Genomic DNA, 14805 nt, shown 5'->3' on the forward strand with positions numbered 1-14805 from the left:
GGGGGTCTGTGATGAGTAATTTCCTCGATCTTTTTCAGGGATTCGGCGTGATGGCCGCCTCGGACCCGGTGGTGGTGGCCGTCCGGATCGCACTGGTGATTCTCGGCTTCGTCCTGGTCTGGCTCGGGCGCAAGGGGGTGCTCGAACCGCTGCTGATGATTCCGATGGGCCTCGGCATGGCCACGATCAACGTCTCTTCCATGTTCTTCGACCCGATCAACATGGCGAACAAGACCCCCGTGGACCATACCGCGATCAACAACCTGTTTCTCGACTCGACGATCAGCAACAACGATCACCTGATGACGCTCATGCAGATCGACTGGCTGCAGCCGGTCTACACGCTGACCTTCAGCAACGGCCTTATCGCCTGCCTGATCTTCATCGGCATCGGTTCGCTGCTTGACGTCGGCTTCGTCATGAAGCGGCCGTACGTCTCGGCGATCATCGCGCTCTTTGCGGAGCTCGGCACGCTGATCACGCTGCCGCTGGCCGCCGCCTGGGGCTACAACCTGAAGGACGCGGCGTCGATCGCGCTGGTCGGCGGCGCCGACGGCCCGATGGTGCTCTTCGCGTCGCTGAAGCTTTCGCCGCATCTCTTCGTGCCGATCACGGTTGTCGCCTACATGTATCTCGGGCTGGCCTACGGCGGGTTCCCGTATCTCGTGAAGTTCCTGATTCCGAAAAAGCTGCAGTCGATCGAAATGCCGCCGGACGATCCGAAACTGAAGATCACCAGCGGTCAGAAGCTGACCTTCGCGGTGGTGGCATGCGTGCTGCTGTCGTTCCTGTTCCCGGTCGCGTCGCCGCTCTTCTTTTCGCTGTTCCTCGGAATCGCGATCCGCGAATCGGGGCTGGACAAGTTCCAGTATCTGGTCAGCGAGATCGTGCTGTATGCGTCGACCCTGACGCTCGGACTGCTGCTCGGCGTCCTCTGTGAAGCCAAGACGATCATGGACCCGAAAGTGCTGCCGCTGCTGATCTTCGGCATGGCGGCGCTCGGGCTCTCCGGCGTCGGCGGCATCATCGGCGGGTATTTCATGTATTTCGTCACCGGCGGCAAGTTCAATCCGGTGATCGGCATCGCGGGCGTGAGCTGCGTGCCGTCCACCGCGAAGGTCGCGCAGAAATGCGTAACCAAGGCGAACCCGAATGCGATCATCATGCACTATGCGCTCGGGGTCAATATCTTCGGCGTAATCACGACGGCGATCATCGCGGCGATTTACATCAGTTTGCTGCAGAATTACTGAGGAGGAGTTTGTTATGGCACAGGCATGGATGGTTATGGGGGAGACCTATCTCCTCACGATCGTGGTTTCGCTGTTCGTGGCGTTCCTGATCCACATGATGACGCTGCTGATCCGCCGGTTCGGAGCGGCGGCGAAGCCGCTGCCGGCTTCGGCCGAACAGGTCGAGGTTTCAGCGGCGCCGGACGATCCGGATGAACTTGCCGCGCTCGCCATCGCGGTCGCGGTCAGACGCAATAACGGCGAAGGGAGGTAGTCACCATGGGCGGAAAGCACCTGAAGCTGCGCACGATCGTGATTGTCGCGATCATTGCGGTATTTGCCTTCTCGATTTACCCGCTCGCACCGCGGGACTTTTACGAGACGTTCTTCAAGGCGTTGAAGGTCAAGGACGATGCGGTCGCAGCCGAGCTGGTTTCGGATGCAAAACAACTTCAGGCCGGCCGCCCTGACCTGAACCAGGCGGCGGCGCTCCTCGAGGCCGCCGAAGCGAAAAAGGTCGATCTCGTGCCGCTCGTCTCCGGGCGGAACCTCGCCGGCAACGCCGACGTGATCGCAATGGTCCGCAAGGAGGCGTCGGGCTCGATCCGGCTCGGACTCGACCTGAACGGCGGTGTCGAGTTCATTCTCGAGCTGATTCCCGACAAGGAGCTGCTCGCCAGATTCGCGGAGGGCGGCACCGCCGCCGACCGCGAGAAGATGGAAAAGCAGATCACCACGGAATTCAACCGCTACCGCGAACAGGCGATCGAGACCCTGCGCAAGCGGCTCGAATCGCAGAATATCTTCGAGTCGGACATCACGCCGTTCGGAGCGCGTTCGGTGTCGCTGAAGGCGCCGATCACTTCGCGCGACGAGAAGGATAAGCTTCTGTCGCTCATCAAGATGAGCTGCAAGTTGAACTTCCGCCTCGTCCACCCGGAGAGCGCGCGGCTGCTGGCGAACTACGACCCGGCCACCTATCTGCCGCCTCCCGGCTACGAGGTGCTCGAGGAAGGCGGCAGAACCCGCGCCCGCTACCTGGTCGCGCGCCGTCCGGAGATGACCGGGCAGTCCGTCTCGAAGGCGATGCCGGTCCGCGACCAGTTCGGCCAGATCAAAATCGCGCTCGAATTCAATTCGAAGGGGGCGGCGGATTTTGCGCGGGTCACCGGGGAGAATCTGCACCGCCAGCTCGCCATCGTGCTGGACGACAAGCTTTACTGCGCTCCGGTGATCCAGTCGGTCATCACCGGCGGACATGCTGAAATTTCCGGCTCGTTCTCAAACGAAGAGGCGCAGCAGATCGCGGACGCACTCAGCGCCGGCAGCTTCCCGTTCCAGATCGATGTGACCGCGGTTTACGACACCGCGCCGTCGATGGGGGCCGACAACGTCCGGAACGGCATTTACGCCGGCATTCTCGCCGCGGTGCTGCTGACGCTCTTCATGTGCATCTACTACTTCCGGGCCGGGGCGATCGCCTGCATCGCTCTCGGCGCGAATGTCGTGCTGATCCTCGGCGCGATGGCTGCGTTCGGGGCGACGATGACCATGCCCGGCATCGCCGGCGTGATTCTGACGCTCGGCATGGCGGTCGATGCGAACGTACTGGTCTTCGAACGCATGCGCGAGGAACTGAACGCCGGAAAGAGCCTGGCCACCGCGGTCGATCTCGGTTACGAGAAGGCATTTTCGGCCGTCTTTGACGGCAACCTCACCACGCTGATCTGTGCGCTGATCCTGATGTATTTCGGCAGCGGCCCCGTGAAGGGCTTCGCGGTCAGCCTCTCCATCGGCATCGTGTCGAGCATGTTCACCGCGCTCTGCCTGACCCGGCTGATCTTCGACTACGCGCTGAAGTACGGCCACTGGAAAACGCTGAAGATGTGCCGCTTCTTCAAGAATCCGCATTTCGATTTCCTCGGCAGGCGCAAGTGGGCCTTTTTCGGCTCGGGGCTGCTGATCCTGGCGAGCTTGATCATACTGGAGTATAAGGGTACGAAGATGCTCGGCGTCGATTTTACCGGCGGCACGCGCATCAGCTACACCTACTCCGAACAGGTTCCCGTCGCGGAGCTTGAGAAGCTCCTGCAGCCGATCGACCCGAATGTGCGGATCAGCTACAAGTCGAACCCGTTCGCCCGCGACAACCGCAAGCTCGAAATCCTGATCCGCGACCGCAGCGGGACGGCGGAGAGCGGAGCGTTTTCGCTGAACGACCGGGTCACGAAGCTGCTGAATGAGAAATTCCCGGCCCTGAAAGCCGCGGACGGGCAGGAAACCACCGTCGGCGGACTGGTCGGCGCGGAGACCGGCAAGGCGTCGGTTCTGGCGATTCTGCTCGCGCTGCTCGGCATGTGCATCTACATCTCGATCCGCTTTGAGCTGTCGTTCGCGGTGGCGGGCATGCTTGCGCTGCTGCACGACGTGATCATCGCGATCGGGCTCTATGTCGCCATGGGCCGTGAGCTTTCGCTGCCGGTCGTGGCTGCGGTGCTGACCGTCATCGGTTATTCGATCAACGACACGATCGTGATCTTCGACCGCATCCGCGAGGATTCGCGGCTCATGCCGGAGAAGAGCTTCCGTGAAATCATCAACATCGCGATCAACAGCACCCTGAGCCGGACGATCCTGACCAGCGTCACGACCTTCCTGGTGGTGGTGGTCATGTTCTGCTTCGGCGGCATCGTCATCAACGACTTCGTGTTGGTCATGATGCTCGGCATCGTGATCGGGACCTATTCGTCGATCTTCATCGCGAGTCCGCTCGCGGCGATGTGGCACCGCAGGATCGGAGCGGCGAAGCAATGAAGAAACGAGGCATTTTCGCATCCGTCCTTCTGCTGGCCGCGCTTTTCCTGCTGCTGCCGGGTTGTTCGCGCGAGGCGGAGGGGCGGCAGGTCGATTCGATCAAAGTCCTGCAGGGCGACGGACAGGTCGGTCTGCCGGGCCGGCCGTTCGGTTCCGAGCTCGTGCTTGAGCTGCTGGATGTGGACGGCGTACCGGTTCCGGGTGCGGAAGTCCGGGTGCAGGCCGCCCGGAATTCCGATCTTCCGGTTCCGGCGGAGCGTTTCAGGGCGGACGCCGGAGGTGTCGTGCGGATTCCGGTCTCCGCCGGGAAGGTGCTCGGCGACAACTATCTGGAAATCATTCCCGTCGGAGCGGAGAACCGGTCGCGGAGCTGCCGTTTCGTCACCGGCCTCGAGATCGACGGCGGCCGGCAGCAGGGAGCCGCCGGCAGTACGCTCGACCGGCCGATCTCGGTCCGCGTCGTTGATGCGGACGGTGTTCCGGTTGCGGGGCAGCCGGTCTACTTCGGCATCGTGAACGCTCCGGAGGGGGGGGCGGCGCGGTTGTCGGACGAAGTTGCGGCGACCGATTCCTCCGGTGTGGCCCGGACCCGGGTCACGCTCGGCAGCGGCACCGGCGGATATGAGGTCGAGGTCAAGCCGACCGGCCCGGACGGGCGGCTGCTGACCCGCGGCGTGACCGTTGAGGTCATGGGCCTCAACCTCCCGAACCTTCTGATCAGCGCGTTTGCCGGGTTGGCGATTTTCATCTTCGGCATGCACCTGATGAGCGACGGCCTCCAGAAGACCGCCGGGGAGAAGATGAAAACGATCATCCGGCTCTTCGCCCGGAACCGTTTCGTCGGGCTGCTGGCCGGGGCGGGCGTCACCGCCGTGATCCAGTCCTCCAGCGCGACGACGGTCATGGTGATCGGCTTCATCAACGCGGGGCTGCTGAACCTCGCCCAGTCGATCGGCATCATTTTCGGCACGAACATCGGCACGACCGTCACGGCGCAGATCGTTTCGTTCAACGTCTCGACGCTTGCAATGCCGGCGATCATCGCCGGGCTGCTGCTCTTCTTCATCCCGTACCGGAACTGCCGCGGCATCGGGGAAACCGTGCTCGGCTTCGGTTTCCTCTTCTACGGCATGGTGCTGATGAGCGACGAACTGACCCGTATCGCGGATTTCCCGACGGTCACGCGGCTCTTCTCGCACTTCGACTGCACGCCGCTTGACGGCGTCATGCCGTTCGGAGCGGTCATCGGAGCGCTCTGCATCGGGCTGGTGGTCACGATGATCATCCAGTCGAGCTCGGCTTCGACCGGCATCATCATCGCGCTCGGCGCGGGCGGACTCATCAACCTCTATACCGCGATGCCGCTCGTGCTCGGCGCGAACATCGGCACGACCGTGACGGCGCAGCTCGCGGCGATTCCGGCCAACCGGGTCGCGAAGCAGGCGGCGCTCGCGCATACGCTCTTCAACGTGGCCGGCACGCTGATCATGCTTGTGTTTTTCTACGTTCCGTGGGGAGCGACCGAGGTGCCGGTCTTCTTCCACATCGTGGATGCGATCACGCCCGGAGACGCGTTCTCGGCGATTCCGCAGAACGTTCCGCGCCACATTGCGAACGCCCACACGCTGTTCAACGTGTTCACGGCCGTGATTTTGCTGCCGTTCGTCATGCCGCTCGCCCATGTCTGCGAGCGGCTGATTCCCGCGAAGCGGAAGATCAAGTATACGAGCCTCGACCCGTATCTGCTTGAAAATCCGCCGATCGCGCTGCACCAGACCGTCACCCGGCTGCGCACCATGACCCGCAGCGCCTGGAGCGTTTTCGAGAAAACCATGCGCGACACCGTGCTGAACGGCGGCTACGACGCCGAAAAGCGCGAGGAGTACCGCAAGCGCGAAAGCAAGATCGACCGCATGCAGGAGGAGATTACCGCCTACCTTGTCCAGCTCGCCCAGCGCGAGCTGACGCTGCCCCAGTCGCGGATGATTCCGGTGCTGACCCACTGCGCGAACGACGCGGAACGTCTGGCCGATTACGCGGAGCTGGTTCTGAAGGAGGCGGCCCGGCTGGCCGAACGGCGCGAGAAGTTTTCGAAAAAGTCCGAGAAGGAGCTCAGAACCCTGTTCGACCTGACCGGCCGCATGGCTTCGAAGGTCCTTGCCGCCCTTGAAAAAGGGGACGAGGAGCCGGCCGGAGAGGCCCGGGAGCTCGGGCGTGAAATCCGCCAGCAGGTCAGCCGCATGGTGAACGCCTATCCCGGCAATCTCCGCAAAGGCTCCTTCAATGTCGAAAGCGGTATCATCTTTCTCTCGCTGGCCGGAATTTTCCGCCAGGCGGCCGAACGGCTGGACAACATCGCCGTCCGTGCCTCCTCGCTCACCCGTTATGAGTGGGAGGAGCGCAAATAGGCGTTCTTTCAGGTACGGCAGCGCCTGCGGGAGTGAGAAAAGGCGCCTCCTCTTCCCGCAGGCGTTCCGGTTCCGGGAGCGGAAAATCCGGAAAAAATGCATAAATGCGGCCTCTCCTTCTCGAAAAAGCGGGGACTTGGTGTTATATTTTCACCTCTTTATTCAGGAAGATGTCAGGAAAGGGACAGGTTCATGAAGCTCTCCGAGAAATTCGCATTGTACCGGGTATTCACTTCGCACATGGTTCTTCAGCGGGAACGGCCGATCGTCATTTCCGGCACCGCGGAGCCGGGAAAAGCGGTCGAAGTCGCCTTTGCAGGCCGGAGCCGGAATGCCGTCGCCGGGCCGGACGGCGAATGGAGCGCCGAATTCCCCGCGATGGAGGCCGGCGGTCCGCACATGTTGACCGTGAGCGGGGCGGCGGGGAGCGCGCCGGTCGTTCTGGAGGATATCCTGATCGGCGAAGTCTGGATGTGCACCGGCCAGTCCAATATGGAGATGCCGGTTTTTTCGGAGAATCCTTTTTTCCGGACCCTGAATGCCGAAGAGGAGCTCAGGCATGCGGATTATCCGCGGATCCGGCTTTACAACTCCATGCTGACCCGCCGGCTGGCGCCGGAGGGGCCGCTGACGGACGAGGCCGGTTTCGGCTGGCAGGTCTGCAATGCGGAGACGGCGGCGGACTTTTCGGCCTGCGGCTACTTTTTCGGCCGGCAGCTGCTGAAGGACCTCGATGTTCCGATCGGCCTGATCGCCACGGCCTGGGGCGGCACCGACATCGCCGCATGGATCTCCCGGGAGAAATTCGAGGCGGTGCGCTGGCAGCCGTTTTACGACTCTCCGGACGAGCAGGAGCGCATCTGGAATACGTTGAAAACGGCTGACAATTTCAAAGCGCTGCTCAGCTGGCTCGAGCGTTTTGACGCCTGCGGAAAAGCCGCTCCGGAGTGCCTGGCTCCGGAGTTCGACGACTCCGGCTGGAAACCGTGTCCCGGGGCGACCGCGGTTCTTCCCCGGCCCGGTCGTTATGTCTGCCGCCTGAGTTTCGAGCTGCCGGCGGAGTTTGCCGGCCGGGAGCTTGAGCTGAAGCTCGGCATCATCAACGATGTCGATGCGACCTTCTTCAACGAGGAGGCGGTCGGTTCGACCGGGGTGGAGACTCCGGCTTACTGGAGTGCCGAGCGGAAATACACGGTTCCGGGCCGCTGTGTGCGGGCCGGCCGGAACTGCATCGCCGTGGTGGCGGACGATCATTACGGCGCCGGGCTGGTCAACGTTCAGGAGCTGGAATTCACCGCGCCCGGACTGGCCTTCAAAGTTCGGCCGGAGTGCCGGATCGACACGGTGTTCACTCTCCCGGCCGATTTCCCGGCGCGCCCGGATGTGCCGTCCGTCGGCGCCAACCGCTGTCCGGGCGGACCGAACTACCCGTCCACGCTGTTCAACGCGATGCTGAACCCGTGGTTCCGTTATGCCGTCCGGGGTACGATCTGGTATCAGGGGTGCCACAACAACGGCGAATTCACCTATTATCCGCTGCACAAGATGCTGATCGACGATCTGCGCGAGCACTGGCACGATCCCGAAATGCCGTTTCTGCTGGTCCAGCTGGCGGCGTTCCTGGAGCATTCGCCGGAGAACCGCCGGGAGGACGCCGAGGCTGAAGCGGTGCCGTTTGCCGAATTTTCTCCATATGCTCTCACCCGCGAAATTCAGGCGGAGATGCCGCGCGCCCGGAAACAGGTCGGCATGATCGTCTCATTCGACCGGGGCGACCATTCGGATATCCATCCGCGCGACAAGCAGACGCTCGGGTTCCGGCTGGCCAGGAAGGCGGAGCATATGGTTTACGGTCGGGAGACGGTCTGCGACGGCCCGGAATTCGCCGGTTTCCGGCAGGAGGGCAGGCAGCTCCGGGTCTTCTTCCGCAACGTCGGCTCCGGCCTGGCGACGAGCGATGGGAAGGCGCCGGCCGGCTTTGTTCTGGGCGACCGCTCCGGCTTTCTGGCGCCGGCGGAGGCCGCGATCGACGGCGACACGGTTGTGCTGAGCAGCGACGGAATCCCGGAGCCGCAGCGGGTGCGCTATGCGTTCACCGGCTACTGCCGGGTAAATCTCATGAACAAAGAGGGGTTCCCGGCTGTGCCGTTCCGTTCCGACAAGCTCGATTACAGCGGGATGTTCGCCGATCTGCCGTAAGTGCCGGGCTGACGGGGCCGGCCGTCTGCATGCCTCTGCCCGTTTCAGGACGCGCAGGGGCGGCGGATCGCTTCGGGCGCCGTTGCGGGAAGAGCGGTTACACGCTCTTCCCGCTGTCCGATCAATTTCCGTTGTAAAGGGGATACCGGTATTTGTCCTCTTCGCTGATTTCCCGCATCACCCGGCAGGGGACGCCGACGGCGACGACATTGCCCGGAATGGACCTCGAAACCACGCTGCCCGCTCCGATGACGGAGTTGTCCCCGATGGTCACGCCGGCCAGGACGGTCGTTCCGGCTCCGATCCATACGTTGCTGCCGACGGTGATCGGCCTGGCGATTTCCAGCCCGGCCTTGCGCTGCTCCGGATCGACCGGGTGCTCGGCGGTCGTGAAGCAGCAGTTCGGCGCGATGAAAACGTGATCGCCGAAGGAAACCTTCACCCCGTCGTTGATGATCAGATTGTGGTTGGAGTAGAAATAATCCCCGACAAAAATATTATACCCGTAATCGCACCAGAAGGGAGGGGTGAAGATCACATTTTCTCCCATTCCCCCCAGCAGGCCGGCCAGGATTCGCAGCTGGCTCTCGCGGTCGTTTGGATTCAACTGGTTGTACTCGTGGCACTTGTCTTTGCATTTGCGTATTTCCGCTTCGAACTCGGGATTGTAACACCCCTGGAACAGGCAGTTGACCGGGACTGTCGGTTTGGCTTGCATCATCTTCGCTCCTGTATTGATTTGAAGTAGTATAATGGCGAATAATGCTTTTTGCAAATCCCGGTCCGGACTGAGATGCGTAATTCGGGCAGACGCGCGCTTTCCGGGGAAGGATGGCGGAGGATGACATTTCTCCTCCGGTTTCCGTGATGAAGCAAGCCGGATTGGGCTGCACGGATATTGCATGAAGATCGTTCAAGTCAGGGGAGTCTATTGAACATAAGGAAATTACAGAATCGTGGCTCGATGTCTTTTGGCGTTTTCATGCGATGTCCGGGCTAAAGCTCCGCACTTTCGTTCACTGCCTCGGCCTGGAATTCCGCAGGGGTCTCCTGCGGTTTGCCGAACGGCTCTTCCGGCAGATTGCGGGTCATGCGCCTTGCCGCATAGCAGGCGATGCCGCCGGCCAGCAGGTCGGCCGCCAGCCGGGCCCAGAACACCAGCACGAGGCTGCCGGCCCAGAGCGCAAGCAGCGAAAACGGAACGAGAAAAACGACTACCCGCAGCGCATTCAGAAACGCCGCCGCGGCCGGCCGGCCGCAGCCGGTGAAGAAGAAACCCGAAAAACGGTGAATCTCCACGGCGGCAAAGCCGAACGAAACGATCCGCAGATACAGGATCATGATCCGCTGCACCTCGGGGTCCTTGGAGAACCACCCGACGACATACGGCGCGGCAAAGAAGTAGATCACCGCCATGGTCAGCAGAAAACCGCCCGCGAACCGCATGGCGAACCGGCGGCATTGATTGATGCGGTCGAACCGGCGGGCGCCGTAATTCTGCGCGACCATCGGCATCAGGGCAATGCCGAGGGCCATCGGGAAGATGAACGCCACGACTTCCAGCCGCGAAGCCGCCGCTGTGGCTGCGACCGCCGCATCCCCGAACGAAGCGACGATCCGGGTGATGACCGCCGAACCGATCGGCATCAGCAGCATGCCGAGCGTGGCCGGAACTGCGAACCGGATTATGGTCTTCCAGGCTTTCCCGAGCGTGTCGCGCGGAATGCGCGGCGAAGCGATGAGCCGATGCCGGGAATACAGCAGACGAAGTGCGACAATGCCGCACACCGCCTGCGAAATCACTGTTGCCAGCGCCGCGCCGGCGATTCCCATGACCGGGAAACCGCACCAGCCGAAAATAAACAGCGGGTCGAGCAGTACATTCAGACCGAGTCCGAACAGCATGAGCATGCTGGCCGTGAAAGAGTCCCCGGCCGCGATCAGCAAATCGTTGCCGGCCATGCCGAGCGTGCCGGTGAAGCTGCCGAAATACCAGATCAGCATATATTGAACGATATAGGTCATGACGTTCGAGCCGGCGCCGCAGAGGCGGAAGGTCGGTTCGATCGTAAGAGCGCCCGCCGTGCCGATCGCCAGAGAAGCGAGCATCATCAGCATGAGCCCGGAAGTGACCAGCCGGGCCGCTTCGGGGCGGCGGCCGCCGCCGAGCGAGTGGGCCGTCGGCGTCATGACTCCGACGCAAAGCCCTCGGTAAACGCAGCCGATCAGCATGATGACCGGGAAGGTGAATCCCATTGCGGCGAGCTGGTCGGTGCCGAGCGAGGAGACGAACCAGGTATCGGCGATGTTGTAGCCGGAAATCGCCAGCGTTCCCGCCAGCATCGAACAGGCGGTGCGGAGCATGGTCGATCCGATCGGCCCGTCGATGTAGGAGGATGTGAAGCGGTTTCTCATAAACCGGGCGAAATCTGAAAGTTCAACCGACAGACAACACGCTGTTCAGCGTACCGAAATCATTGGGGGCGAAATTCGGATTTTCCTCATCGAGAATCCATTCGTCGTCAACGACGAACTTGTACTCGTAGGAACCGGCCTGCAAACTGACGGTGCAGCGGTAGCAGCCGGAACCGTCGGCGTCCTTCATCGGCGCCGTGTCCGGATCCCAGTCGTTGAAGGAACCGGCAAGGGCGACGGAATGTCCCGGCCCGGCCGTCAGAGTGAATTCATAGATCCACCCCGCGGCATCTTTTGCTGCGCCAACCTGACTGACCATTCTTCCTCCTCCGTTCGCTCAAAACTCACCGGCCCGCGGCATTCCGGAGCGCAACGTCTGTTCCGAACGCTCCAGCCCGACAATGATATAATATACCACCGCCATGCTGTTTCCGCAACCCGATTAGTTAAGAAATTGGAATTATTTTATTCCGCACGTCCGGTCCGGCCTTCCGTGCCGCACTCCTTCTCCCGCAATAACATATCCCGGAACGGCCGTCGGCCGTTCCGGGCTTCTCCGCGAGACGCCCGCCTCATTTCAGGGCGGCCGCCAGATCCTCTTCCGGCGTGGAAACCGGCGCAATATCGAATTTCTCGACCAGCAGCCGCAGCAGGCCCGGGGAGACGAAGGCCGGCAGCGACGGGCCGAGCTTCATCTTCCGGATGCCGAGCGAAAGCAGCGTCAGCAGCACGGCGACCGCCTTCTGTTCATACCACGAAAGGATGATCGAAAGCGGCAGGTCGTTGATGCCGCATTGAAATGCGCCGGCCAGAAGCTGCGCGATGCGCACCGCCGAATATGCATCGTTGCACTGTCCGACGTCAAGCAGCCGCGGAATTCCGCCGATATCGCCGAATTCGAGTTTGTTGAAGCGGTATTTGCCGCAGGCGAGCGTCAGGATCACGCAGTCGGCCGGAATCTGTTCCGCCAGTTGCGTATAGTAGTTGCGTCCGGGCTTGGCGCCGTCGCAGCCGCCGATCAGGAAGAAGTGACGGATCTTTCCGGATTTGACCGCATCGACGATTGCGCCGCCTGCCGCCGCGACCGCGTCATGGCCGAACCCGACGGTAATGTTCTTCTCCGGCTCCGTTTCCGGAAATCCCGGCGCACGCTTCGCCGCTTCGATCACTGTGCTGAAATCACCGTTCTTCACATGCACGACGCCGGGGAATTCGACGAGACCCGTCGTGAAAATCCGTTCGATGTAGGTCGGACGCGGCTTCTGGATGCAGTTCGTGGTCATCAGGATCGCTCCCGGGAACGCATCGAATTCACGCCACTGGTTCTGCCATGCGCCGCCGTAGTTGCCGACCAGATGCCTGTATTTCTTCAGCCCCGGATAACCGTGAGCCGGGAGCATTTCGCCGTGCGTATAGACGTTGACGCCGCTCCCCTCGGTCTGCTTGAGCAGCTGCTCGAGGTCGTCGAGATCGTGACCCGAAACCAGAATCGCCTTGCCGGCGACCGGCGTAATCCGGACGGCGGCGGGTTCCGGCTTGCCGAAACGCGCGATATGTCCTTCGTTCAGGATCTCCATCGCCCGCAGGTTCTGCCTGCCGCACTCAAGCGCGAGGGAGATCAGTTCGTCCTTCGGCGTGTCCGGCTTCGCCAGGGCGGAGAGAGCACGGACCAGGAACGCGTCGCAGGCCGCATCGGTCCTGCCGAGCCGCCGGGCATGATGCAGATAAGCGGACATCCCCTTGAGTCCGTAAAGCAGCAGTTCCTGGGAATCCGCCACCTCTTCTCCGAGCTTTTCGCGGCGGGGCGGGAATGCGTACTTTCCGGCAAGCTTTTCGAGTCCGGCCATATCCGGCGGCAGCTTGCGCGGGATGGCGGCGGCGACCCGGCGGGCGGCTTCCGCCACCTTTTCCGGATCGAAATTCACATTGGTGACGGTTGTGAAAAGGCCGTCGGCCAGCAGCGCCGGGTCTGCCCCTTTCGCGGCAGCCTCCTTCAGCAGCCCGAGAAGCAGGTCCTGAAGTCCCGCGCAATCGGGCTGTTTCCCGCAGACGCCGCGCTCTGTGCAGCCGGTGCCGAACGCCGTCTGTTCACACTGAAAACAGAACATTTTGTCCATTGTCACATCTCCTCTCTCCCCGGAAAAACGGGGTAAAAAATGGACTGAATGCAACCGGCCCATGCAGCACGGATCGCCTGTATTCAGTCCAATACTCCCGCCGGCGCCTCCCGGCAGCGGCGGCTTCCGATCGGAACGACCGGTCCGATGCGGCAAAGCGCCACCATACAGATCGTAAGTCCGTTTCCGACACGGCTGCGGTAAACGGCTCCCGCCATCTGCCGCAATTCCGGTCCGGCGCTCCTCTCCATCGCCGGACCGTTCTCCTCTTCCGGCATCGCGCTCCTCCACGCGAAACCGTACTCCGGGGGGGCGGCCCGGCACTCCCCAATGCCGGGCCGCCCTTCTCCTTTTTCCGGTCCGGCGCTCCTCAACGCCGAACCTCGCTTCTCCTCTTCGCGGCCCGATGCTCCTCAACGCCGAGCTGCACTCCTCCGGTCCGGCGCTCCTCAACGCCGAGCCGCACTCCTCCGGTCCGGCGCTCCTCAACGCCGAACCTCGCTTCTCCTCTTCGCGGCCCGGCACTCCTCAACGCCGAACCTCGCTTCTCCTCTTCACGGCCCGGCGCTCCTCAACGCCGAGCCGCACTCCTCCGGCCCGGCACTCCTCAACGCCGAACCTCGCTTCTCCTCTTCGCGGCCCGGCGCTCCTCAACGCCGAGCCGTACTCCTCCGGCTGTCCGTCTGAAGAATTATCTGCCCTCTTCGCAAATAATTCCGCACATCGCACCGCCGCATGCAACGCGTTCGCGAGACCTCTCCCCCAATTCGCCGGCCGGGAAAGCTTCCGGCTGCCATTTCCCGGCGTCGATGGTTGCGAATGCGCGTTCCCGACGGCTGCCGGAGCAATGGCCGCAACCGTCATATTTCCTCTTCCTTATCGCCATCTTACAGATTGACTTCACTTACGACATCCTCCATCCTCACGGCCAGCTCCTCGAGAGAGAGCCGGCCGAAAAATTCTCTCGCCTGCCGGTTCACCAGACTCGTGATTTCTCCGAACAGGGCGCAGCGTCCTTCACATTTGCTGTTCAGGAACAGGCAGTACCGATCCTCCACCTTGCCTTCCAGCGCTTCGAACACCTCCAGCGCCCGGATCATCCCCGGTTCCTTCATGAGCAGGAAACCTCCGGCCGGACCGCGCACGCTTTTCAATATCTTCGCCTGCCGCAGCCGGTGCAGCACCCGAACCGTGTGATCGTACGAGACCCCGAGCCTCGAAGCGATCTGACGCGCGCTCAGCGGTTTTTCCGGCTCCATCGCAATCAATGCACAGCTGTGAATTCCGATTGCCGCAGCTTCCGACATGTGAAAAAAATTTGCCATTTTCGTGCACTTTCCATCGTATATGTTATATATGTACATAATTACATATATTGCCGACATCCAAAAAAGAAACTGAACCGCTTCTGCTGTTTTCAACCAACCATGTTGTTTCTTTTGCTTACCTGTACACTAATGCAGCTAAATAGAAAGTCAAGCCGGAATTTGAGTTTTTTTCATGTTTTTTTTAATAAAAGCCGATTTTTCATGTTTTTTTACCTGTTTTCTTGTCGCTTGGCACGGATGAATCCGGATTGCGGCCAACTCTTTCGCAAAAAATCTTCCACTGTTCAAAATC

Annotated in this window: 11 protein-coding genes; 5 read left to right on the plus strand and 6 right to left on the minus strand. The window is 61.7% G+C overall.

Annotated elements, in window-relative coordinates:
• Positions 1–11 precede the first annotated feature (11 nt).
• The 5 genes from FYJ85_RS06545 to FYJ85_RS06565 all read left to right on the plus strand — a co-directional run bounded on the left by FYJ85_RS06545 (position 12) and on the right by FYJ85_RS06565 (position 8653).
• Positions 12–1253: a sodium ion-translocating decarboxylase subunit beta gene (locus FYJ85_RS06545; protein ID WP_106052576.1), complete on the plus strand. Its 1242-nt coding sequence runs from the start codon at positions 12–14 to the stop codon at positions 1251–1253.
• A 13-nt stretch (positions 1254–1266) separates the two neighbouring features.
• Positions 1267–1506 (plus strand): hypothetical protein, encoded by a 240-nt coding sequence (locus FYJ85_RS06550; RefSeq protein WP_154417415.1) that lies wholly within the window; start codon positions 1267–1269, stop codon positions 1504–1506.
• Positions 1507–1511: 5 nt separating this feature from the next.
• Positions 1512–4046, plus strand: coding sequence for a protein translocase subunit SecD (secD, locus tag FYJ85_RS06555; protein WP_154417417.1), 2535 nt, complete (start codon positions 1512–1514; stop codon positions 4044–4046).
• A complete protein-coding gene (locus FYJ85_RS06560; protein ID WP_154417419.1) occupies positions 4043–6454 on the plus strand; it encodes a Na/Pi symporter in 2412 nt (803 codons plus the stop codon). The genes secD and FYJ85_RS06560 overlap by 4 nt, the downstream gene beginning before the upstream one ends.
• A gap of 192 nt (positions 6455–6646) precedes the next feature.
• On the plus strand, positions 6647–8653 hold the full coding sequence (locus FYJ85_RS06565; protein ID WP_206213002.1) for a sialate O-acetylesterase: 2007 nt from the start codon (positions 6647–6649) through the stop codon (positions 8651–8653).
• A 121-nt stretch (positions 8654–8774) separates the two neighbouring features.
• On the opposite strand, the gene FYJ85_RS06570 is transcribed toward FYJ85_RS06565, so the two are convergent.
• The 6 genes from FYJ85_RS06570 to FYJ85_RS06595 form a co-directional block, all read right to left on the minus strand.
• The gene (locus FYJ85_RS06570; protein WP_106055674.1) at positions 8775–9371 is read right to left on the minus strand and encodes a sugar O-acetyltransferase; all 597 of its coding nucleotides are present in this window, start codon (positions 9369–9371) and stop codon (positions 8775–8777) included.
• A 278-nt stretch (positions 9372–9649) separates the two neighbouring features.
• Positions 9650–11068, minus strand: coding sequence for an MATE family efflux transporter (locus FYJ85_RS06575; protein ID WP_106052571.1), 1419 nt, complete (start codon positions 11066–11068; stop codon positions 9650–9652).
• A gap of 22 nt (positions 11069–11090) precedes the next feature.
• On the minus strand, positions 11091–11387 hold the full coding sequence (locus FYJ85_RS06580) for a glycogen-binding domain-containing protein (RefSeq protein ID WP_106052570.1): 297 nt from the start codon (positions 11385–11387) through the stop codon (positions 11091–11093).
• Between the two features lie 253 nt (positions 11388–11640).
• On the minus strand, positions 11641–13176 hold the full coding sequence (gene hcp, locus FYJ85_RS06585) for a hydroxylamine reductase (protein ID WP_106055673.1): 1536 nt from the start codon (positions 13174–13176) through the stop codon (positions 11641–11643).
• A gap of 92 nt (positions 13177–13268) precedes the next feature.
• A complete protein-coding gene (locus tag FYJ85_RS06590; RefSeq protein ID WP_154417424.1) occupies positions 13269–13559 on the minus strand; it encodes a hypothetical protein in 291 nt (96 codons plus the stop codon).
• 513 nt (positions 13560–14072) lie between these two features.
• Positions 14073–14510, minus strand: coding sequence for an RrF2 family transcriptional regulator (locus FYJ85_RS06595; protein WP_158703804.1), 438 nt, complete (start codon positions 14508–14510; stop codon positions 14073–14075).
• Positions 14511–14805 lie beyond the last annotated feature (295 nt).

It is taken from the genome of Victivallis lenta (genome assembly GCF_009695545.1).
Classification (GTDB): domain Bacteria; phylum Verrucomicrobiota; class Lentisphaeria; order Victivallales; family Victivallaceae; genus Victivallis; species Victivallis lenta.

Bases quoted from the DNA above. Each gene is read 5' to 3' on its own strand.
- FYJ85_RS06570 (WP_106055674.1), bottom strand. From the start codon at position 9,371: ATGCAAGCCAAACCGACAGTCCCGGTCAACTGCCTGTTCCAGGGGTGT.
- FYJ85_RS06595 (WP_158703804.1), bottom strand. From the start codon at position 14,510: ATGGCAAATTTTTTTCACATGTCGGAAGCTGCGGCAATCGGAATTCAC.
- FYJ85_RS06560 (WP_154417419.1), top strand. From the start codon at position 4,043: ATGAAGAAACGAGGCATTTTCGCATCCGTCCTTCTGCTGGCCGCGCTT.
- FYJ85_RS06565 (WP_206213002.1), top strand. From the start codon at position 6,647: ATGAAGCTCTCCGAGAAATTCGCATTGTACCGGGTATTCACTTCGCAC.
- FYJ85_RS06550 (WP_154417415.1), top strand. From the start codon at position 1,267: ATGGCACAGGCATGGATGGTTATGGGGGAGACCTATCTCCTCACGATC.
- FYJ85_RS06580 (WP_106052570.1), bottom strand. From the start codon at position 11,387: ATGGTCAGTCAGGTTGGCGCAGCAAAAGATGCCGCGGGGTGGATCTAT.
- secD (WP_154417417.1), top strand. From the start codon at position 1,512: ATGGGCGGAAAGCACCTGAAGCTGCGCACGATCGTGATTGTCGCGATC.
- FYJ85_RS06575 (WP_106052571.1), bottom strand. From the start codon at position 11,068: ATGAGAAACCGCTTCACATCCTCCTACATCGACGGGCCGATCGGATCG.
- hcp (WP_106055673.1), bottom strand. From the start codon at position 13,176: ATGTTCTGTTTTCAGTGTGAACAGACGGCGTTCGGCACCGGCTGCACA.
- FYJ85_RS06545 (WP_106052576.1), top strand. From the start codon at position 12: ATGAGTAATTTCCTCGATCTTTTTCAGGGATTCGGCGTGATGGCCGCC.